Below are 20,057 nucleotides of genomic sequence, written 5' to 3' on the forward strand. Positions count from 1 at the left end.
ACTAACGACGAGAACCCATGGCCACTCCCAGCGCTAGCTCTTATAACGCAGACGCCATCGAAGTCCTCTCGGGACTCGACCCGGTGCGCAAACGCCCGGGCATGTACACCGACACCACGCGGCCCAACCATTTGGCCCAGGAAGTCATCGACAACAGCGTCGACGAAGCCCTGGCCGGCCATGCGAAGTCGATACAGGTCATCCTGCACGCCGACCATTCCCTGGAAGTGTCCGACGACGGCCGCGGCATGCCCGTGGACATCCACCCGGAAGAAGGCGTGTCCGGGATCGAGCTGATCCTCACCAAGCTCCACGCCGGCGGCAAGTTCTCCAACAAGAACTACCAGTTCTCCGGCGGTCTGCACGGGGTGGGCATCTCCGTGGTCAACGCCTTGTCGAACCAGGTGCGGGTGCGGGTCAAGCGCGACGGCAACGAATACCAGATGACTTTCGCCGACGGCTACAAGGCCACCGAGCTGGAAGTGGTCGGCACCGTGGGCAAGCGCAACACCGGCACCAGCGTGTACTTCGCTCCGGACCCAAAATACTTCGACTCGCCGAAATTCTCCGTCAGCCGTCTCAAGCACGTGCTCAAGGCCAAGGCCGTACTCTGCCCGGGGCTGCTGGTGAGCTTCGAGGACAAGTCCAGCGGCGAGAAGGTCGAGTGGCACTACGAAGATGGCCTGCGCTCCTACCTGGTGGATGCGGTCAGTGAATTCGAACGCCTGCCGGCCGAGCCGTTCTGCGGCAGCCTGGCAGGGAACAAGGAAGCGGTGGACTGGGCCCTGTTGTGGCTGCCCGAAGGCGGCGACAGCGTCCAGGAAAGTTACGTCAACCTGATCCCCACGGCCCAGGGCGGCACCCATGTCAACGGCCTGCGCCAGGGCCTGCTGGATGCCATGCGCGAGTTCTGCGAGTTCCGCAACCTGCTGCCCCGCGGCCTGAAGCTGGCCCCGGAAGACGTCTGGGAGCGCATTGCCTTTGTCCTGTCGATGAAAATGCAGGATGCGCAGTTCTCCGGCCAGACCAAGGAGCGCCTGTCATCCCGCGAGGCGGCGGCGTTCGTTTCCGGTGTGGTCAAGGACGCCTTCAGCCTGTGGCTCAACGCCAACCCCGAGCTGGGCATGCAACTGGCGGAGCTGGCCATCAGCAACGCCGGGCGCCGCTTGAAGGCCAGCAAGAAGGTCGAGCGCAAGCGCATTACCCAGGGCCCGGCGCTGCCAGGCAAGCTGGCGGACTGTGCCGGCCAGGACCCGATGCGCTCCGAGCTGTTCCTGGTGGAGGGTGACTCCGCCGGCGGTTCGGCCAAGCAGGCGCGGGACAAGGAATTCCAGGCGATCCTGCCGTTGCGCGGCAAGATCCTCAACACCTGGGAAGTGGACGGCAGCGAGGTCCTGGCCAGCCAGGAAGTGCACAACATCGCCGTGGCCATCGGGGTCGATCCGGGCGCCGAGGACATGAGCCAGCTGCGCTACGGCAAGATCTGCATCCTCGCCGACGCCGACTCCGACGGCTTGCACATCGCTACCTTGCTGTGTGCCTTGTTCGTCCAGCATTTCCGTCCGCTGGTGGATGCCGGTCACGTCTACGTGGCCATGCCGCCGCTGTACCGCATCGACCTGGGCAAGGAGATCTACTACGCCCTGGATGAAGCCGAGCGCGACGGCATTCTCGACCGCCTGGTGGCCGAGAAGAAGCGCGGCAAGCCACAGGTCACCCGATTCAAAGGGCTGGGTGAAATGAACCCGCCGCAACTGCGCGAGACCACCATGGACCCGAACACCCGGCGTCTGGTGCAGTTGACCCTGGACGATGTCGAGGCCACCGCGGAAATCATGGACATGCTGCTGGCCAAGAAGCGCGCCGGTGATCGCAAGTCCTGGCTGGAGTCCAAGGGCAACCTGGCCGAGGTGCTGGCCTGATGCACAGAGGTTTTGCCCTGGCCCTGGCGCTATTGGCAACCTCGGTGGTGGCCGCGCCGGCGCCCGAACTGAAACTGCTGTCCGAGCATCCTGTGGAAGGCATGCGCGGCGGCAATCTGTCCGGGCTGGCGCTGTGTGGTCAGGAGCTCTGGACCGTCTCCGATCGCGACGACGAGCAGATCTACAGGCTCGATACCCGTAACCCTGTCTGGCAGGCTGAGACCGTCGGGATCGAGGTGCCTGCGGTGCCGGATTCCGGCTTGCCCTGGGGCTTGAAGGTGCGGACCTGGGCGGCGTCCTTCGTGCGTGGCGGCGACCTGGACTTCGAGGGCATCACCTGTGATGCCGCCGGCAACAAATATGTGGTCAGCGAAGCCCATGCCGCGGTGCTGCAGGTTCCGGCGCAAGGCGCGCCGGCCTGGTTGAAGATTTCCCCGATCATGGTGCGCGAAGCCCGTGCCAGCGGCATGCTGCTGCACTTCAATGCCCTGTTCGAAGGGCTGGCGGTCAACCCTGCCGGGGATCGGATCTGGCTGGCGGCGGAACGCGAGCGGCGCGGGCTGCTGTTGATCAAGCGTGGCCAGACCACCTGGGACTGCGATGGCGGTTGCGTGCTGCTCAGTGAAGCAGGGGCGCTAATGCAGCCTGAGCAGATGCCCAACGCCAAGGCCGTATCCCGTGACTTCGCCGACCTGTCGCTGTTCGACGGCAAGCTGTTCACCCTGGAGCGCAACGCCTATCAGATCTGTCGCCGGGACGCGCTGAGCGCCAAGGTCGAGCAGTGCTGGTCGTATGCTGGCGAAGCACTGATAGAGCATCGGCGTTATCCACAGCCCTACGGGTTGGCGGAAGCCCTGGTGGTGGACGCCAAGGGCGCCTGGATTGGCCTGGACAACAACAACGGTGCTCGCGCCGACGGCGAGGCCCGACCGATCGTCTGGCGTTTTGCAGCTCCCGAAGGCGGCTGGAGTGCCAAGCCGTGAGCCAGCAACCGGGCAAGAGTGCCGGGCGGGTGATGCTGATCATGGCCTGGGCGGCGGCGCTGTTCCTGGCCACGCGGTTCTTTGCCGACTGGGAAGCGCACCAGGAGAACCCCAACACTGTCGTCAGTTCGCAACAACATGAGGGTTACATCGAAGTGCAACTGGCGGGCAATCGCCAGGGGCATTTCGTCGCCAGCGGCCATATCAACGGGCGGCCGGTGCAATTCATGCTCGACACCGGGGCCACCGATGTCTCGGTACCTGCGGATCTCGCTGAACGTCTGGGCCTGGAGCGCGGTGCGCCGGTCACCCTGAGCACGGCCAATGGGCGCAGCGAAGGTTATCGGACCCGTATCGAACTCCTGCAGCTGGGGGATATCGTGCTGCGGGACGTGGCCGCGCTGGTGGCGCCGGGGCTCGACGGCGACCAGGTTCTGCTGGGCATGAGCGCTTTGAAAAAACTTGAATTTACTCAGCGCGGCGGCAGCATGCTGCTGCGCCAGACTACGAACCAATGAGGCCCGCATGAGCGACTCCCTTGATCTCAGCCTGGATGGCGTAGAACGCCGGTCACTGGCTGACTTCACCGAAAATGCCTACCTCAACTACTCCATGTACGTGATCATGGACCGTGCTCTGCCGCATATCGGCGACGGCCTGAAACCGGTACAGCGGCGTATCGTCTACGCCATGAGTGAGCTGGGGCTGGATGCCGATTCCAAGCACAAGAAATCCGCGCGTACCGTGGGTGACGTGCTCGGCAAGTTCCACCCGCACGGCGATTCGGCCTGTTATGAGGCCATGGTGCTGATGGCCCAGCCGTTCAGCTACCGCTACACGCTGGTGGACGGCCAGGGCAACTGGGGTGCGCCGGACGATCCCAAGTCCTTCGCTGCCATGCGTTACACCGAGGCGCGCCTGTCGCGCTATTCCGAAGTGCTGCTCAGCGAACTGGGCCAGGGCACTGCGGACTGGGGGCCGAACTTCGACGGCACGCTGCAGGAGCCGCTGGTACTGCCGGCACGCCTGCCGAACATCCTGCTCAATGGCACCACCGGCATCGCCGTGGGCATGGCCACCGACGTGCCGCCGCACAACCTGCGGGAAGTGGCTTCGGCCTGCGTGCGTTTGCTGGATGAGCCCAAGGCCACGGTCGAGCAGCTCTGCGAGCATATCCAGGGCCCGGACTACCCCACCGAAGCCGAGATCATCACCCCGCGTGCCGACCTGCTGAAGATCTACGAAACCGGCCGTGGCTCGGTGCGCATGCGCGCCGTGTACCGGGTCGAGGACGGCGACATCATCGTCACCGCGCTGCCGCACCAGGTCTCCGGGGCCAAGGTGCTGGAACAGATCGCCGGCCAGATGCAGGCCAAGAAGCTGCCGATGGTGGCCGACCTGCGTGACGAGTCGGACCATGAGAACCCGTGCCGCATCGTGATCATCCCGCGCTCCAACCGGGTCGACGCCGATGAGTTGATGCAGCACCTGTTCGCCACCACCGAGCTGGAATCCACCTACCGGGTCAACATCAACATCATTGGCCTGGACGGCAAGCCGCAGTTGAAGAACCTGCGGGCCCTGCTGGTGGAGTGGCTGGAGTTCCGGGTCACCACCGTGCGTCGCCGGCTGCAGTTCCGCCTGGACAAGGTCGAGCGTCGCCTGCATCTGTTGGACGGTTTGCTGATTGCCTACCTCAACCTGGATGAAGTGATCCACATCATCCGTACCGAGGAGCATCCACGGGCCAAGCTGATCGAGCGTTTCGCCCTGAGTGAAATCCAGGCCGACTACATCCTCGACACGCGCCTGCGCCAATTGGCGCGTCTGGAAGAGATGAAGCTGCGCGCCGAACAGGATGAGTTGCTCAAGGAGCAGGCCAAGCTGCAAGCCTTGCTCAACAGCGAAGCCAAACTGAAGAAGCTGGTGCGCACCGAGTTGCTGCAAGACGCAGAAACCTACGGCGATGACCGCCGTTCGCCGATCGTCGCCCGGGCCGAGGCCAAGGCGCTGTCGGAAAACGAGCTGATGCCTACCGAGCCGGTGACTATCGTTCTGTCGGAAAAAGGCTGGGTGCGTTGCGCCAAGGGGCATGATATTGACGCCACTGGTCTGTCCTACAAGGCCGGCGATGGCTACAAGACCGCCGCGCCCGGGCGTTCCAACCAGTTCGCGGTGTTCATCGACTCCACCGGGCGCAGTTACTCGGTGGCGGCCCATACGCTGCCATCGGCCCGGGGTCAGGGCGAGCCGCTGACCGGCCGTCTGACGCCGCCGCCGGGTGCGACGTTCGAATGCGTGCTGCTGCCGGATGACGATGCCTTGTATGTGATCGCTTCTGACGCCGGCTACGGCTTCGTGGTCAAGGGCGAGGACCTGCAGGCCAAGAACAAGGCAGGCAAGGCGCTGTTGAGCCTGCCGAACAATGCCAAGGTGCTGGCGCCGCGGCCAGTGGCCGATCGTGAACAGAACTGGCTGGCTTCGGTGACCACCGAAGGGCGCCTGCTGGTGTTCAAGATCAGCGACCTGCCGCAGCTGGGCAAGGGCAAGGGCAACAAGATCATCGGCATTCCCGGTGAGCGCGTGGCCAGCCGCGAAGAGTACGTCACCGATATCGCGGTGCTGCCGGACGGCGCGACCCTGGTGCTGCAGGCTGGCAAGCGCACCTTGTCGCTCAAGGCTGACGATCTGGAGCACTACAAAGGCGAGCGCGGGCGCCGTGGCAACAAACTGCCTCGCGGCTTCCAGCGGGTGGATGCGTTGTTGGTAGAGCCTCTCAGTTAAGGGCGGGCTAGAGCGTTCGATCTGCGATTTAAGCGCAGGATCGACGCTACAACACTGGAGTCAGGGCGCATATTCACGGATGATATGCGCTTTCAAACGCTGGCGTGGCCGGGCGTTATTCAGGTTTTTTTGAGTATTTACACTGTGGCTAGCCTTGTGGCCGCCACCTGGATGGGATGATGACTGCTCTGCGCCTTCCTCTTGTTTTCTTGCTCGCCGGCGTTCTTGGCCTGGCGGGTTGCAGCGTACACCAGCCGGTGTCGCTGTATCAGCTGGACAGCGGAAGTCCAGCTCAGCCGGCCAGTGCCGGCATGTCGGTATTGCTGGGGCCGGTGCTGATCGCCGACTACCTGCAACGTGAAACCCTCCTGCAGCGTCAGGATGATGGCAGCCTGCAGGCCTCCACTGATGGTCGCTGGGCCGGCAGCCTGTCTTCGGACATCGACCAGTTGCTGTTGCGCCAGGTGGCCGGTCATCTCGACAGCCAGCGGGTTGTATTGGCTCCGGCCACCAGCGGCTTCACTCCGGATGTCCAGGTGCTGCTGTCGATCACTCGCCTGGATTCAGGCAAGTCGCAGCCGGCGGTGCTGGATGCGCAATGGCGCCTGATCGACCGTCGTGGCCAGGTGCGGGACAACCGCATCGTTCATCTGCAGGAGCAGCACGCGGGAACCACGGCGTCCCAGGTCCAGGCCCAGGGCGTGCTGTTGCAGCGTCTGGCGGAACAGTTGTCGGGTGCCCTCAAGCCTCTGGCCAATCAGCCGGCGGTGGCGGAGGTGCCACGCAAGGCGGCCCCGGCTCCTGCGCCCAAGCCTGCCGGGCAGGAAAAGCAACCGAAGATCCCGATGGCCACGCCGATCCGCACGGATATGGAAGTGTTCAGGTTCTGAGTTGACACGCCGCGAGACAAGGCCCGCCCAACAGCGGGCCTTGTCGTTTCTGGCTCTGGCCAACGCAATCTCCTGTAGCCGCTGCCGAAGGCTGCGAGCAGGCCGCAGGCACGCAGCGATATCACCAGCGTTGAAGCCCCTGCGGGGCTTGTCGCAGGCTGCGCCAGCGGCTACACAAAGCTCATGAAAAAGCCCGCACTGGGCGGGCTTCTTTTTGTGCGGGTCAGCCTTACAGCTTGGCCCGTGTTTCATGCATGCGTGCCAGTTGCCGCTCCAGCATCGACGGGTAGGGCTCCATCAGGCGTTCCACGCAGCAGGCACCTTCCGGGCTGGCGATCGGGCGAATACGTGCCCGCTGGCGCAGCAGCGGGTCGTCATTGACCTTGCGCTCCACCAGCAGCAGGTTGCGGCTGTGCTGGGACAGGGCCAGGGCATCCTGAGCGGTTTCGGTGAGCAGCAGGTCGATCTGGCTCAGGCCGAACAGTTCGTCGCCCAGGGTCAGGCCCAGTTGCAGTTGCAGGGTGATGCCGCTGTCCGCCACTTCGATCTGCAGGGCATGGCCCAGGGCGCGCAGCAACTCGCCGCAGCAGATGGCGTTGGTCAGGTAGTCGTCACCGCTGTCTTCGCTGTGGAACAGCATCAGCGTGCTGCCATCGTTCAGGGTATGCAGTTCGCTCTGGTACAGCGAGGCGGCCTGGTCGAGGCAATCGCGGTAGCGTTCCAGCAGTTCCATCAGGCGGGCGCGGGGCAGGCGTCGCAGTTGCTCCTGGGCACCGAGTTGCACCGCGAGTACCGCACTGTGCTGGGGCTGGGCCGGAACCTGTGGTTGCGGTTGTGGCTTGGCAGCAGGCGTCGATGAGCTGTCCCGCAGGTCGGCGAAGGGGTCTTCCTCGTCCAGTTCATCTTCTTCGGCGTGAACCAGGTGCCGGGGTGCAGGCTTCAGGCCTGCTACCGGAGCGCTTTCGTCGAAGCTCGGGTCCCGCAGGTTGCGCACTTCGAATGCCGGCTCATCGTCCTCGTCGTCTTGCACTTCAGCCTCGGGCTGCGGTGCCGGTTCGGGTTTTTCCGGCACCAGGCGGGCATGCAGCTGACGCGCCAGATCGCCGATTTCGTCCTGGCGCTGGGTGGCGGGAGTGTGTTCGTCCAGGTCACGCAGCCAGACTCGCAGTTGCAGCAGCGGAGTCGAGATGTGCCGCCCCAGGCGCAGGCTCAAGGCCAGGGCCAGGGCCAGCAGGATGGCGCTGAGGATGCCCATGCTTTGCAGGCTGATGGTCATCGGCTGCTGGAATTGCGCCATGTCCAGGCTGATTCGCAGGTTGCCCGCGGTCACGTCCTGGAAGGTGATCTTGGTCTGGTACACGCCCTCGGTTTCACCCAGCAGGCTGCTCTTGGGGCGCTGGCCGGCCTCGGCGAGGATGCGGTTGTCCACGCTGTAGATGGCCGCGTGGGCCACCAGCGGGTTCTTGGTCAGATTGTTGAGCAGGACATTGAGGCTGAGGATGTCGTTGGACACCAGCAGCTCGGTGGCCGAGGTGGCGGTCTGGGTGGTCAGGCTCTGACCCAGGGCGTCGGCTTGTTCGTGCATGGCTTGCTTGAACTGCAGGCCCATCACGCCGGCATAGATCACCAGGGCCAGGGCGACCAGGATCACGTTATGGCTGGCAATGCGCAATGCAATCGGCACACGGCGGTGGCGCAGTGCACGGAAGATCAGCAGGAAGAAGTTATCGGTTTTAACTGGCGTGGGCCGGTTCACTGAGCTCGGCTCTTTTGTCCGTGAAGTTGACGCGCAGTATAGCGACAGGCCCTAGACCGGCAAAGCGCTGGCTGTGCCCGATGGTCACCGAAAGTGGGTAGAATGCGCTTTTTTTCCACCTCGGGGGTGCGCCTTGCGCGAAATTGTCCTGATAAACATCACCGGCGAAGATCGTCCCGGTCTGACTGCGGCCATTACCGGCGTTCTGGCCCAGGGTGGTGTGAACATTCTCGACATCGGTCAGGCGGTGATCCACGACACCTTGTCGTTCGGCATCCTGGTTGAAATTCCCAGCAACGAGCAGAGCTCGTCGGTGCTCAAGGACATCCTGTTCACCGCCTACAAGCTCGACCAGCAGGTGCGCTTCACGCCGGTGTCCGAGCAGGATTACCAGCAGTGGGTCGCCGGGCAGGGCAAGAAGCGCCATATCGTGACCCTGCTGACGCGCAAGGTTACCGCCGAACAGTTGCAGCGCGTGAGCTCCATCACCGCCAAGTACGGCCTGAACATCGACCATATCGATCGCCTGTCCGGGCGCATGCCCCTGGACATGCCAGCCGACCAGGGCAAGGGCTGCATCGAGTTCTCGGTACGTGGCGAAGCCGCCGATCCGCAAGCCCTGCGGGCCGAGTTCCTCAGCGTGGCCCAGGAGCTGAACGTCGATATCGCGTTCCAGGAAGACTCGCTGTTCCGCCGTAACCGGCGCCTGGCGGTGTTCGACATGGATTCGACGCTGATCGAGGCCGAAGTCATCGACGAGCTGGCCAAGGCGGCCGGTGTCGGCGATCGGGTCGCGGAAATCACCGAGCGGGCGATGGCCGGCGAGCTGGACTTCCGCGCCAGTTTCAAGGAGCGCCTGGCGCTACTCAAGGGCCTGGACGTCAATGTGCTGGACGCCATCGGCGCCTCCCTGCGCCTGACCGAGGGCGCCGAAACCCTGTTCGCCGAGCTCAAGCGCCTGGGCTACAAGACCGCGATCCTCTCCGGCGGCTTCACCTACTTTGCCAAGCAGCTGCAAGCCAAGCTGGGTATCGACTACGTGTTCGCCAACGAGCTGGAAGTGGTGGACGGCAAGGTCACTGGCGTGGCGGTGGAGCCGATTGTCGACGCCCAGCGCAAGGCCGATCTGCTACGTGAGCTGGCGCACAAGGAAGGCCTGCGCCTGGAGCAGACCATCGCTGTCGGCGATGGCGCCAACGATTTGCCGATGCTCGGCATTGCCGGCCTGGGCGTGGCATTCCGCGCTAAGCCGCTGGTCAAGCAGTCGGCCAAGCAGGCGATCTCGACCCTGGGCCTGGATGGCGTGCTGTACCTGCTGGGGTTCCGTGACCGCGACGGGCAACTCTGAGCCGCCGGAAAATCCCCGCTCATAAAAAACGCCGCTGATCAGCGGCGTTTTTTATGTCCGGCATTCAGGCCTCAAGCCTTGGGCAGGCCCAGGCCCTGGCCCATCCGCACGGGCGAGCCGGCAGCCAGCTCTTGGGCCCACTGCACCTGGTCCGGGCCAAACAGCACGATGGCCGTGGAGCCCAGCTTGAAGCGGCCCATTTCGGCGCCTTTCTCCAGGTGGATCGGAGCGCGGGCGGCTTCGTCGTAGCGCACGGTCTTGAGTTCGCGCTTGGGCGGCGTTACCAGGCCGGCCCAGACGGTTTCGATCGAAGCGACGATCATCGCGCCCACCAGCACCAGCGCCATCGGGCCGCGCTCGGTATCGAAGATGCACACCACGCGCTCGTTGCGTGCGAACAGCTCGGGTACGTTTTCAGCGGTAGTCTGGTTGACCGAGAAGATCCGGCCCGGCACATAGACCATTTCCCGCAGGGTGCCGGCCAGGGGCATGTGCACCCGGTGGTAGTCCTTGGGGGAGAGGTAGATGGTGGCAAAGTCGCCGCCCATGAACGGCTGTGCCAGGGCCGGGTCACCGCCCAGCAGTTCCAGCACGCTGTAGCTGTGGCCCTTGGCCTGGAACACTCGGCCGTGTTCGATCGGGCCCAGTTGGCTGACCGCGCCGTCGGCAGGGCTGAGCACCGCGCCCGGGGTCGGGTCCAGCGGCCGCGCGCCGTCTTTGAGGGCGCGGGTGAAGAAGGCGTTGAAGTGCTCGTAGGCGGTCACGTCCTCGACCTGGGCCTCGGACATATCCACTTGATACTGCTTGGCGAACCAGCGGGTGAAGGCATTCTTGAACCAGCGCACGCGGCACTCGGCAATGCAGCCGGCCAGGCGCGACAGCAGGTGATGAGGCAGCAGGTACTGGCTGATGATGAACAAACGCTTTTTCATTGGGTGTCCTTAAAAACCTTAAATCTCTACGGGCGTATCGGGATGATTGCCCCATTCGCCCCAGGAACCGGCGTAGCCCTTGACCCGTGGGTAGCCCAGCGCCTTGGCCACCAGATAGGTGAAGCCGGAGCGATGGTGGGTCTGGCAGTGGGTGATCACTTCTTTGTCTTTGCTGATGCCCAGGTCCGCAAGGATCTGTGGCATGTCGCGGCGGATGCGCAGGTGGCGTGCCTGATCCATGCCGGCGGTCCATTCGAAATTCACCGCGCCGGGGATATGCCCGCCCTTGGCTGCCAGGACTTTTTCGCCGGAGTACTCCAGCGGTCCGCGGGCGTCCCAGATCACCAGGTCCGCCGCGCCGAGACGGCTTTGCAGGTATTCGCGGGTGGCGGTGGGCTCGTCATGCAGGGCCAGCGCCACGGGGCCGCCGACCGCGGCCGGCACTTCGGTAGACACGGGCAGGCCTTCCGCCAGCCAGGCCGGCAGGCCGCCGTCGAGGTAGTGGTAGCGGTGGTGGCCGATCACGTCCAGCAGCCAGATGAAGCGTCCGGCCCAGCCACCGCCTTCATCGTCGTAGACCACATAGACCGCGTCCGGGTTGTGCCCGAGTTCGCCGAACAGCGTTTCAAGCGCCGCTTGCGGCGGCAGCAGCCCGGGAGCCGGCGCCTGGCCCAGCTGAGTGCGCTTGGGGTCGACGAAGCGCGCCCCGGGAATATGCCCGGTTGCATAGCGGGCAGCGCTGGTCAGGTCGACCAGGATCAGTTCGCGGGCGTTCAGGCGGGCGAGCAGGTCGCTCGGTTCAATGACCAGCGGCAAGCCAGAGAAGTCAGACATGTCAGGTCCCCAGGGCGCAAAGGGAAGGATTGTAGCGCAAGCGTCATTGGCTGCGGTTGGTAAAGCTGTGCAAGGCTTTTTCGATGCACTGGGCGGTCTTGCCGAAGGCCTGGACGCTGATTTCCGAGAACGGCACGCCGCCCTGGTCGGCGATCGCCAGCATCAGTACCCGGCCATTGCACGACAGTGAGCGGATCAGCAGGTGTTCGCCGCGAAACAGCTGGCGCAGCGAGCTTGGCAGGTGAGGGGCGAACTGGGCCCGGTTGGCCGGGGTCAGGCGGATCTGCGCGGATTTTTCCAGCAGGCGTTGCAACAGCGGGCTCTGCTTGGCCTGCAGGGTCAGGCTGGCCGCTTCCCTGGGCATGCCGTAAAGCTGTTGCACTCGCAGGTGGCTCAGGCTGCGATCGACCATCAGCAGCATGACCCGATGCATGCCGCACGCCGCCAGGGCATCCCGGGCAAAGCCGGTAAGGTGCACGGCGTTGGTAAAGGGGCTGGGGTCCAGCAACAGTTCGCCGCAGAGCTTGCGCCACTTGGCCAGTTCCAGTGCGGTGGGCGCCGGGGCTGGTTGTTCGCCGTGATGCAGGCGTCGGGCATCCCAGGGCCAGAGCAGGGCCTGGGCCGGGTGCCAGAGATCGGGCTGGGTGTCGTTGCGGGCGCTTTGTACGGCCTGTTGGTGCAACTGTTGCTGGACCTGGTCCAGGGGGATCTGCAGATAAAGAGCGGTAAGGTTCTGCCAGCGCCGGCCATGGGGGCTGTTCCAGGACTGTTGCGCCGCCAGCGCCAGGCCGTTGGCCAGCAACACAGTGTTGGCCGGCTGGTTCAGCCAGCGCCGCAGGTCCGGTTCAGCGTCCAGGCGTTGTTGCTGGCGCAGCGGGTTGTCGCTGTCGCGGGCAATCAGCATGACCTTGGCCAGCAGGTGCTGCTCCTGGGTCAGCAGGCGATAGCCCTGCTGGACCCAGATCGGCAGGTGCCAGGCCAGGACCAGGGCCTGGCACATTTCCATCAGTCGCACTTCGAACAGTTGCAGTTCAACGTCGTGTGCGGATTCGTGCTTGTAGATGACCCGCAGTTCCCACTCTTCCAGCAGCTTGGGATAGACCAGGGCCATGGCCCACAGCGGCGAGAGAAACAGCAGGCTGCCCCAGTGGATGTCCTGCCAGAGTCGCGCCAGGCGTCCGGCAAAGAAGCCATTGGCTTGCTGGCTGGCGTGCTGGCTGATCAGCTGGAACTGGCGCAATGCCTGGGGGATCTGCTCTTCAGGCAGCGTCGGCAGTTGCTCGAGCAACTCCTCGGTACGCTTGAGGCCCAGTCGATTGACCGCGATCTCCAGGTTTTCCGCCGGTTCGCTCATGCTGCCGTGGGAATGCCGGTTGGCTTCGCGGATCACGCTCAAGGCCAGTGCCGGGCTGTTTTGCATCAGATCGACAATCTCCCGCAGCGAGCTGCGGTTGTTGGCGATGGCGCGGCAGACCCGGTCATGGCTGGCCTGGGGCACCGGCAGGCGCACGCCATTGAGGAGCTTTACCCAGGCGTCGAGAGAGGCGGGCGGAGAATGTGGGACGCTGGTTTCATTAGACATGGTCGGGCGCAATCATCGTCTGCTGTGAACACGCCCAGAGCGGGCCAAACTGGCTTTTCGCCTTAACTGGCTATAGTCTGGCGCAGTTTTGCCGATAAGTAGAAGAAGAGTTTTAAGAACTTCCGAATATGACCTTGAACCCGACTCAATAAGTACTCCCCTACCTATGGCTAAAATTATCGGCATCATCGTCGTATTCGCGAGCGTGCTCGGCGGATACGTGCTTTCCCACGGCAAAATCGCGGCACTGATCCAGCCTTTCGAAGTGCTGATCATCGGCGGCGCAGCCTTTGGCGCATTCCTCCAGGCCAACCCGGGCTACATGACGATGCACGTCGTCAAGAAATCCCTGGGCATGTTCAGCTCGCGCTTCACCCACACCTTCTACCTGGAAGTGCTGGGCCTGATCTACGAGATCCTCAACAAGAGTCGTCGCGAAGGCATGATGGCCATCGAAGGCGATATCGAGGACGCCGCGGCCAGCCCGATTTTCGCCAAGTACCCGGCGGTGCTCAAAGATGAACGCATGACCGCCTTCGTCTGTGACTATCTGCGCATCATGTCCTCCGGCAACATGGCTCCCCACGAGCTGGAAGGCCTGTTCGACATGGAGCTGTTCAGCCTCAAGGAAGACCTTGAGCATCCATCCCATGCGGTCAACGGGATTGCCGACGGCATGCCCGGTTTCGGTATCGTCGCGGCGGTATTGGGGATCGTGGTGACCATGGCCTCCCTGGGCGATGGCGACCAGAAGTCCATCGGCCTGCACGTAGGTGCGGCGCTGGTGGGTACCTTCTTCGGTATTCTCGCGGCCTATGGCTTCTTCGGCCCGCTGGCCCACTCCCTGGCCCACGACGCCAAGGAAGAACTGAACGTCTACGAAGCCATCAAGGCGTCGCTGGTGGCCTCGGCTTCTGGCATGCCGCCGTCCCTGGCCGTGGAGTTCGGGCGCAAGGTTCTGTACCCGGCGCACCGTCCTAGCTTCGCCGAGCTGGAACAAGCGGTTCGCGGTCGCTAAGTCATGGAAAATAATCAGCCGATTATCATCAAGCGCGTCAAGCGCTTCGCTGGCGGACATCACGGGGGCGCCTGGAAAATCGCCTTCGCCGACTTCGCCACGGCGATGATGGCGTTCTTCCTGGTGCTGTGGCTGCTGTCCACGGCCACCCCGGAACAGAAGATCGCCATCGCCGGTTACTTCAAGGACCCGATCGGCTTCTCGGAAAGCGGTACGCCCTACATCATCGACCTGGGCGGCTCCCCTGAGCTGGCGCCGGACAACACCCTCAACCCCGAGATCAAGTCCCAGCCACAACCGGACAAGGTCACGGTGGATGCCGACCAGGTGGAGGGCATGGCCGAGCAGGTCGAGCGCGAGCGTCTCGAGTTGCTGTTGCAAGAGTTGCAGAACAAGGTTGAAGAGAACCCGCAACTGCAGAAGTTCAAGGACCAGATCCTCTTCGAGATCACCCCGGACGGCCTGCGGATCCAGATCATGGACGCCGAGAACCGGCCGATGTTCGACTCTGGCAGTGCACGTCTGAAGCCGTATTTCGAAGACATCCTGCTGGCCATGGCCGACACCATCAAGACCGTGCCGAACAAGATCAGCATCAGCGGTCACACCGACGCCAAGCCCTATTCGGGCACTGGCGACTTCGGCAACTGGGAACTGTCGGCCAACCGGGCCAACGCTGCGCGTCGGGCGCTGGTGGCGGGTGGTTATCCTGATCCGCAAGTCGCGCGTGTGGTGGGCTTTGCTTCGTCGGCGCTATTCGATCGCAAGGACCCGTTCAACCCGGTCAACCGGCGTATCGATATCGTCGTGCTGACCAAGAAGGCCCAGCGTGCCATCGAGGGTGAGCAGACCGATCCCAATGCTCCGGTACCGACCCAGGGTAGCGGTGCTCCCGGTGAAGTACCGGGGGCGGCAGCCGACCCGAATGCCTTGCCGCCCGGTAGCGAACCGCTGCCGGCGCACGAGGTGCGTCAACGTATGAATATCTTCGAGGACGGTGTGTTGAAGATGGACGAGCAGGGTGCGGCGGGCCAGTCTTCGGCTCCGGCTCCCACTGCTCCGGTGGCGCCGCCCGCTACGCCGGGCACGGCGAAGTGACAAACGACAAGGCCGCGAAGATCGCGGCCTTGTCGTATCTGGGTCAGGTCAATCAGTAACTGTTGTCTGGCAGGCTGGCGAGGATCGAGCGGTAGCTGTTCATCCGTTGCTGCTGGATGCGCCCGTCTTCCAGGGCCTTGAGCAAGGCACAGCCCGGCTCGCGATCGTGCTTGCAATCGCGGAAGCGGCAGGTGCCCAGCAAGTCATTGAACTCGATGAACCCGGCCTCGACATCGGCGCGGCTGACATGGCCGAGGCCGAACTCACGGATACCGGGGGAGTCGATCAGCTCACCGCCACCGGGGAAGTGGAACAGGCGCGCGGTCGTGGTGGTGTGAGTGCCCTGGCCGGAGAACTCCGACAGCGGGCCGACGCGGGTTTCGACTTCCGGCAGCAGGCTGTTGACCAGGGACGACTTGCCCACCCCCGACTGGCCGACGAATACACTGATGCGCCCGTCCAGCAGGGCTTGCAACTGCTCCATGCCGTCGCCGTGATGAGCCGAGACCTCCAGCAGCGGGTAGCCCAGCTGACGGTAGACCGCGAGCAGGGCGTTGAGCGCAGGGGCGTTCTGCTCATCGATCAGGTCGGCCTTGTTCAGCAGCAGCAACGGCCGGATTCCAGCATGCTCGGCGGCTACCAGGTAGCGGTCGATCAGGTTGGCGTGGGGCTCGGGCATGGGCGCAAACACGATCACGATCATGTCGACGTTGGCGGCCACCGGCTTGAGCTGGCCGCGGCTGTCCGGGCGGCACAGCTCGGTGCTGCGCGGCAGTTGCGCGACGATCACCCCGATGCCCTGGTTGCCGGCGCGCCAGACCACCTGGTCGCCGGTCACCAGGGCCGGCAGGTTGGCCCGCAGGTAGCAGCGGAACACCTGGCCGGCCGTTTCGCCTTCGCGAGCCTCGACTTCGACCTGGACGCCGAAGTGGGCGATGACCAGGCCGGTCTGTTCCGGGCCCAGGTCGCCACCTTCCAGCGCCTCGACGGCAGAGGACTCGCGTTTGGCGGCGCGGGCGGCGCGCTCACCCTGGATCTTTTCGATGCGCCAGTTTTGGCGGCGATTGAGCTGGCGTTTGGCCATTGGTGTTCCGTGTCGATAATTACGGCGGATAGGTAAAACGGCGGCGAGTTTAGCACGCCGGGCAGGCCCTCTAGGCTAAACTGCGCAACTACGCCGAGGAGCCCACCCATGCAAAACCCGCAGAACCTGATTTGGATCGACCTGGAAATGACCGGTCTGAACCCTGACACCGACGTCATCATCGAGATGGCCACCATTGTCACTGACAGCAACCTCAACACCTTGGCTGAAGGACCGGTCATCGCCATCCACCAGAGCGACGAGATCCTCGCCGGCATGGATGAATGGAACACCCGCCAGCACGGCGGTTCCGGTCTGACCCAGCGGGTTCGCGAAAGCCGCATCAGCATGGCCGAAGCAGAAGCCCAGACCATTGCCTTCCTGGAGCAGTGGGTACCCAAGGGCAAATCGCCGATCTGCGGCAACAGCATCTGCCAGGACCGGCGCTTCCTGTACCGCCACATGAAGGCTCTGGAAAGCTACTTCCACTACCGCAACCTGGACGTCTCGACCCTCAAGGAACTGGCCGCCCGCTGGGCGCCGGACGTGCGCGACAGCTTCAAGAAAGGCAGCACCCACCTGGCCCTGGACGATATTCGCGAGTCCATCGCCGAGCTCCAGCACTACCGCAAGCACTTCATCAAGTTCTGACCCGCAGGCGCCGGCTTGCCGGCGAACGGGCGCCCGCTGCGACTCGGCGCCCGTACCCGCCCCCTTTTGGTGCCCGCTTCAACTGAGTAGACTGCGCGCCTTCCTGCAAGGACCGCCATCATGCTGTTGATGCTTTATCTGATTGCCATTACCGCCGAAGCCATGACCGGCGCCCTGTCTGCCGGCCGGCGCGGCATGGACTGGTTCGGTGTGGTGCTGATTGCCTGCGTCACCGCACTCGGCGGCGGTTCGGTGCGTGATGTGCTGCTGGGCCACTACCCGCTGACCTGGGTCAAGCACCCGGAATACCTGGTGCTGACGTCGGTGGCGGCGTTGGTGACGATCTTCATCGCGCCCTTGATGCGTCACCTGCGCTCGCTGTTTCTGGTGCTCGACGCCGTGGGCCTGGTGGCCTTTACCCTGATCGGCTGCATGACTGCCCTGGAAATGGGCCACGGCATGCTGGTGGCTTCAGTCAGCGGGGTGATCACCGGGGTCTTTGGCGGCATCCTCAGGGACATCTTCTGCAACGATATCCCGCTGATCTTTCGCCGCGAGTTGTACGCCAGCGTGTCATTCGCCGCGGCCTGGTGCTACATGCTGTGCATCTACCTGCAACTGCCCAGCGAGCAGTCGATCCTGGTCACCCTGTTCGGCGGCTTTCTATTGCGCCTGCTGGCGATCCGTTTTCACTGGGAAATGCCCAAGTTCGTCTACAACGACGAACACTGACGGTTGGCGTGCTGGTCCAGGGCCCATTGCACATGTTCGCGAACCAGTTCCGAGGGGTAGTCCTGGCGGGCCTTGAGGGCTTCCAGCACCGGAATGCTAGAGGGTGCGTTGCCCAGGCCCACCGCCAGGTTGCGTAGCCAGCGCTCGTAGCCGGCGCGGCGCAAGGGTGAACCTTCGGTATTGCTGAGGAATTTGTCCTCGTCCCACATGAACAGCTCTGCCAGTTCGGCATTGTCCAGGTTGTGCCGGGGCTTGAAGTCGCCCTCGGCCGTTGAGCGGGCGAAGCGATTCCAGGGGCAGACGATCTGGCAGTCATCGCAGCCGAATACCCGGTTGCCGATCAGCGGGCGCAGGTCTTCGGGGATGGCGCTTTTGAGCTCGATGGTCAGGTAGGAAATACAACGTCGGGCATCCAGCACATAGGGGCCGACGAAGGCGTTGGTCGGGCAGATGTCCAGGCAGGCGGTGCAGCGGCCGCAGTGTTCCGTGGCGTGGGGCGCGTCCACCGGCAGGGGCAGGTCGACGAACAGTTCACTGAGGAAGAAGTAGCTGCCGGCTTTGCGATTCAGCACCAGGGTGTTCTTGCCGATCCAGCCGAGCCCGGCCTGTTCGGCGATGGCTTTTTCCAGCACCGGAGCGCTATCGACGAAGGCGCGGTAGCCAAAGGGGCCGATGGCTTGCTGGATGCGCTCGGCCAGTTGCTGTACGCGCTTGCGGATCAGCTTGTGATAATCGCGCCCCAGGGCATAGCGCGAAACATAGGCCTTGGAAGGCTGGGCCAGGCGCTGGGCCATCTGGGTGTCGCCGGGCAGGTAGTCCATGCGCAGCGAAACCACCCGCAGGGTGCCAGGCACCAACTGGTCGGGATGGGAGCGTTTGCTGCCGTGGGCGCCCATGTATTCCATCTCGCCGTGGTAGCCGGCGGCGAGCCAGCGTTCCAGGTGCTGCTCATGCTCGGCCAAGTCCAGGCCGCTGATGCCGACTTGTTGAAAGCCCAGTTCGCGGCCCCAGTCCTTGATCGATTGGGCGAGAGCGGGAAGATCCTGGGTAATAGCGGGCATGAGGCGAGAGAAACCGGGGCTGAGGTGCGTATAATTCTGCCAGACATCGGAGCTCGAAGACGCATGCCGCAGACAAAACACCCTCTACCTGACGTTCAGTTGCTGACTTCTGGCCATTTGCCACATCTGAATGGACGACTTCGCGATGCCCACAAGGGTCAGTTCGGCCACCTGTTGCTGATTGGGGGCGATCGAGGTTTTGCCGGCGCCGCCTTGCTGAGTGCGGAAAGTGCCTTGCGCAGTGGCGCGGGGCTGGTGTCCCTGGCGACCCGCAGTGAGCATGTGGCTGCCGCTGCGGCGCGCTTGCCTGAGGTCATGACCCAGGGCACTCATTCGGCCAACCAGTTGATGGGGTTGCTGGCTCGGGCCACGGTGCTGGTGGTCGGGCCGGGGTTGGGGCAGGGCGCCTGGGGGCGCAGTCTGCTGTCGGCGGCGGCCAATGCGCCGTTGCCCCAGGTGTGGGATGCCGATGCCTTGAACCTGCTGGCCGAGGGCGGGCTGCAACTGCCTGCCGCGAGTGTCATCACTCCCCATCCGGGAGAGGCGGCGCGGCTGCTGGGTATCTCCAGCGCCGAGGTGCAGGCGGATCGCCCTGCAGCGGCCCTGGCGTTGAGCAAAAAATACGCAGCGGTTGCGGTGCTCAAGGGGGCCGGTAGCCTGATCGCCACTGCCGATGGGCGACTGGCCCGCTGTGACGTAGGGCATCCGGCGATGGCCACGGCAGGCTTGGGTGATGTGCTGGCTGGCCTGATCGGCGCCTTGCTGGCGCAAGGCTTGTCGGCATTCGATGCCGCCTGCCTGGCGGTCTGGCTGCATGCCAGCGCGGGCGAGCAGCAAGGCAAATTGGGCCGAGGGCTGGCGGCCAGTGATCTGATTCCAGCCATTCGTCAGTTGTTGGAGGAACAATCACCGTGTCTGAGTTAACCCTTTTTCTGGCCGACGAACAGGCCATGGTGGAATTTGGTGCACGTATTGCCCAGGTGACCCAAGGCGTGGGGGTGATCTTCCTCGAGGGTGACCTGGGAGCGGGCAAAACCACCTTGTCGCGAGGGATCATCCGTGGCCTGGGGCACGCGGGGGCAGTGAAGAGCCCGACCTTTACCCTGGTCGAACCGTACGAGATCGGCTCGGTGCGGGCTTTCCACTTCGACCTGTACCGCCTGGTGGATCCTGAGGAGCTGGAGTTCCTGGGGATTCGCGACTACTTCGAGGGCGATGCTCTGTGCCTGCTGGAGTGGCCCCAGCGTGGTGCAGGCTTTTTGCCAAAGCCTGACCTGACCATTACCATTACCCCGCATAACAATGGGCGTTCTGTGCATCTGTTGTCTCAAGGCTCGCGTGGCGAGTCCTGGTGTGCCGCTTTGGCGTTGGAATTCAAATAA

Annotated in this window: 18 protein-coding genes; 12 read left to right on the forward strand and 6 right to left on the reverse strand. The window is 63.9% G+C overall.

Annotated features, from left to right (window positions below; genetic code table 11):
- Positions 1-17: 17 nt before the first annotated feature.
- The 5 genes from parE (at position 18) to KI242_RS02820 (ending at position 6,579) form a co-directional block, all read left to right on the forward strand.
- Entirely contained in the window at positions 18-1,922 is a 1,905-nt protein-coding gene (gene parE / locus KI242_RS02800) for a DNA topoisomerase IV subunit B (RefSeq protein ID WP_011058918.1), read from the forward strand.
- The gene (locus tag KI242_RS02805; protein WP_212805888.1) at positions 1,922-2,905 is read left to right on the forward strand and encodes an esterase-like activity of phytase family protein; all 984 of its coding nucleotides are present in this window, start codon (positions 1,922-1,924) and stop codon (positions 2,903-2,905) included. The genes parE and KI242_RS02805 overlap by 1 nt, the downstream gene beginning before the upstream one ends.
- On the forward strand, positions 2,902-3,423 hold the full coding sequence (locus KI242_RS02810) for a TIGR02281 family clan AA aspartic protease (RefSeq protein WP_011058920.1): 522 nt from the start codon (positions 2,902-2,904) through the stop codon (positions 3,421-3,423). Before KI242_RS02805 ends, KI242_RS02810 begins: the two co-directional genes overlap by 4 nt.
- Before the next feature lie 7 nt (positions 3,424-3,430).
- A complete protein-coding gene (parC, locus tag KI242_RS02815; RefSeq protein WP_011058921.1) occupies positions 3,431-5,689 on the forward strand; it encodes a DNA topoisomerase IV subunit A in 2,259 nt (752 codons plus the stop codon).
- A 179-nt stretch (positions 5,690-5,868) separates the two neighbouring features.
- Entirely contained in the window at positions 5,869-6,579 is a 711-nt protein-coding gene (locus KI242_RS02820; RefSeq protein ID WP_041115443.1) for an ABC-type transport auxiliary lipoprotein family protein, read from the forward strand.
- 229 nt (positions 6,580-6,808) lie between these two features.
- On the opposite strand, the gene KI242_RS02825 is transcribed toward KI242_RS02820, so the two are convergent.
- Positions 6,809-8,335 (reverse strand): AhpA/YtjB family protein, encoded by a 1,527-nt coding sequence (locus tag KI242_RS02825; RefSeq protein ID WP_015633930.1) that lies wholly within the window; start codon positions 8,333-8,335, stop codon positions 6,809-6,811.
- Between the two features lie 133 nt (positions 8,336-8,468).
- Between KI242_RS02825 and serB the strand changes: the two genes are divergently transcribed.
- Complete coding sequence (serB, locus tag KI242_RS02830) at positions 8,469-9,683, forward strand: phosphoserine phosphatase SerB (RefSeq protein WP_015633931.1); 1,215 nt, start codon at positions 8,469-8,471, stop codon at positions 9,681-9,683.
- A 71-nt stretch (positions 9,684-9,754) separates the two neighbouring features.
- Here serB and asd read toward each other — a convergent pair whose 3' ends face one another.
- From asd to KI242_RS02845, 3 genes are read right to left on the reverse strand one after another with little or no spacing between them, the layout of a single operon-like run.
- Positions 9,755-10,615, reverse strand: coding sequence for an archaetidylserine decarboxylase (asd, locus tag KI242_RS02835; protein ID WP_015633932.1), 861 nt, complete (start codon positions 10,613-10,615; stop codon positions 9,755-9,757).
- Between the two features lie 18 nt (positions 10,616-10,633).
- Positions 10,634-11,449: a thiosulfate sulfurtransferase gene (gene rhdA / locus KI242_RS02840; protein ID WP_015633933.1), complete on the reverse strand. Its 816-nt coding sequence runs from the start codon at positions 11,447-11,449 to the stop codon at positions 10,634-10,636.
- Between the two features lie 43 nt (positions 11,450-11,492).
- Positions 11,493-13,031 (reverse strand): HDOD domain-containing protein, encoded by a 1,539-nt coding sequence (locus KI242_RS02845; RefSeq protein ID WP_212805889.1) that lies wholly within the window; start codon positions 13,029-13,031, stop codon positions 11,493-11,495.
- Positions 13,032-13,197: 166 nt separating this feature from the next.
- On the opposite strand from KI242_RS02845, the gene motA reads away from it, so the two are divergent.
- Together motA and motB are read left to right on the forward strand one after the other, a co-directional pair.
- Positions 13,198-14,049: a flagellar motor stator protein MotA gene (motA, locus tag KI242_RS02850; RefSeq protein WP_011058928.1), complete on the forward strand. Its 852-nt coding sequence runs from the start codon at positions 13,198-13,200 to the stop codon at positions 14,047-14,049.
- 3 nt (positions 14,050-14,052) lie between these two features.
- Positions 14,053-15,147: a flagellar motor protein MotB gene (gene motB, locus KI242_RS02855; protein WP_212805890.1), complete on the forward strand. Its 1,095-nt coding sequence runs from the start codon at positions 14,053-14,055 to the stop codon at positions 15,145-15,147.
- A 52-nt stretch (positions 15,148-15,199) separates the two neighbouring features.
- Here the strand turns inward: motB and rsgA are convergent, their stop codons facing one another.
- The gene (gene rsgA / locus KI242_RS02860; RefSeq protein ID WP_011058930.1) at positions 15,200-16,231 is read right to left on the reverse strand and encodes a small ribosomal subunit biogenesis GTPase RsgA; all 1,032 of its coding nucleotides are present in this window, start codon (positions 16,229-16,231) and stop codon (positions 15,200-15,202) included.
- Between the two features lie 108 nt (positions 16,232-16,339).
- On the opposite strand from rsgA, the gene orn reads away from it, so the two are divergent.
- Together orn and KI242_RS02870 are read left to right on the forward strand one after the other, a co-directional pair.
- Complete coding sequence (orn, locus tag KI242_RS02865) at positions 16,340-16,882, forward strand: oligoribonuclease (protein ID WP_011058931.1); 543 nt, start codon at positions 16,340-16,342, stop codon at positions 16,880-16,882.
- Positions 16,883-16,999: 117 nt separating this feature from the next.
- Complete coding sequence (locus tag KI242_RS02870; protein ID WP_169893104.1) at positions 17,000-17,614, forward strand: trimeric intracellular cation channel family protein; 615 nt, start codon at positions 17,000-17,002, stop codon at positions 17,612-17,614.
- On the opposite strand, the gene queG is transcribed toward KI242_RS02870, so the two are convergent.
- The gene (queG, locus tag KI242_RS02875; RefSeq protein WP_011058933.1) at positions 17,596-18,675 is read right to left on the reverse strand and encodes a tRNA epoxyqueuosine(34) reductase QueG; all 1,080 of its coding nucleotides are present in this window, start codon (positions 18,673-18,675) and stop codon (positions 17,596-17,598) included. The genes KI242_RS02870 and queG overlap by 19 nt on opposite strands.
- Before the next feature lie 63 nt (positions 18,676-18,738).
- On the opposite strand from queG, the gene KI242_RS02880 reads away from it, so the two are divergent.
- Together KI242_RS02880 and tsaE are read left to right on the forward strand one after the other, a co-directional pair.
- Complete coding sequence (locus tag KI242_RS02880; RefSeq protein ID WP_011058934.1) at positions 18,739-19,599, forward strand: NAD(P)H-hydrate dehydratase; 861 nt, start codon at positions 18,739-18,741, stop codon at positions 19,597-19,599.
- Positions 19,587-20,057, forward strand: a complete 471-nt coding sequence (tsaE, locus tag KI242_RS02885) for a tRNA (adenosine(37)-N6)-threonylcarbamoyltransferase complex ATPase subunit type 1 TsaE (protein ID WP_015633937.1) — start codon at positions 19,587-19,589, stop codon at positions 20,055-20,057. Before KI242_RS02880 ends, tsaE begins: the two co-directional genes overlap by 13 nt.

Source organism: Pseudomonas sp. Eqa60 (genome assembly GCF_018326405.1).
Taxonomy (GTDB): domain Bacteria; phylum Pseudomonadota; class Gammaproteobacteria; order Pseudomonadales; family Pseudomonadaceae; genus Aquipseudomonas; species Aquipseudomonas protegens.

Coding starts and splice junctions, on each gene's coding strand:
- KI242_RS02880 (WP_011058934.1), top strand. CDS start 18,739: ATGCCGCAGACAAAACACCCTCTACCTGACGTTCAGTTGCTGACTTCT.
- rhdA (WP_015633933.1), bottom strand. CDS start 11,449: ATGTCTGACTTCTCTGGCTTGCCGCTGGTCATTGAACCGAGCGACCTG.
- queG (WP_011058933.1), bottom strand. CDS start 18,675: ATGCCCGCTATTACCCAGGATCTTCCCGCTCTCGCCCAATCGATCAAG.
- KI242_RS02805 (WP_212805888.1), top strand. CDS start 1,922: ATGCACAGAGGTTTTGCCCTGGCCCTGGCGCTATTGGCAACCTCGGTG.
- motB (WP_212805890.1), top strand. CDS start 14,053: ATGGAAAATAATCAGCCGATTATCATCAAGCGCGTCAAGCGCTTCGCT.
- orn (WP_011058931.1), top strand. CDS start 16,340: ATGCAAAACCCGCAGAACCTGATTTGGATCGACCTGGAAATGACCGGT.
- parE (WP_011058918.1), top strand. CDS start 18: ATGGCCACTCCCAGCGCTAGCTCTTATAACGCAGACGCCATCGAAGTC.
- parC (WP_011058921.1), top strand. CDS start 3,431: ATGAGCGACTCCCTTGATCTCAGCCTGGATGGCGTAGAACGCCGGTCA.
- rsgA (WP_011058930.1), bottom strand. CDS start 16,231: ATGGCCAAACGCCAGCTCAATCGCCGCCAAAACTGGCGCATCGAAAAG.
- KI242_RS02820 (WP_041115443.1), top strand. CDS start 5,869: ATGACTGCTCTGCGCCTTCCTCTTGTTTTCTTGCTCGCCGGCGTTCTT.
- motA (WP_011058928.1), top strand. CDS start 13,198: ATGGCTAAAATTATCGGCATCATCGTCGTATTCGCGAGCGTGCTCGGC.
- asd (WP_015633932.1), bottom strand. CDS start 10,615: ATGAAAAAGCGTTTGTTCATCATCAGCCAGTACCTGCTGCCTCATCAC.
- KI242_RS02845 (WP_212805889.1), bottom strand. CDS start 13,031: ATGTCTAATGAAACCAGCGTCCCACATTCTCCGCCCGCCTCTCTCGAC.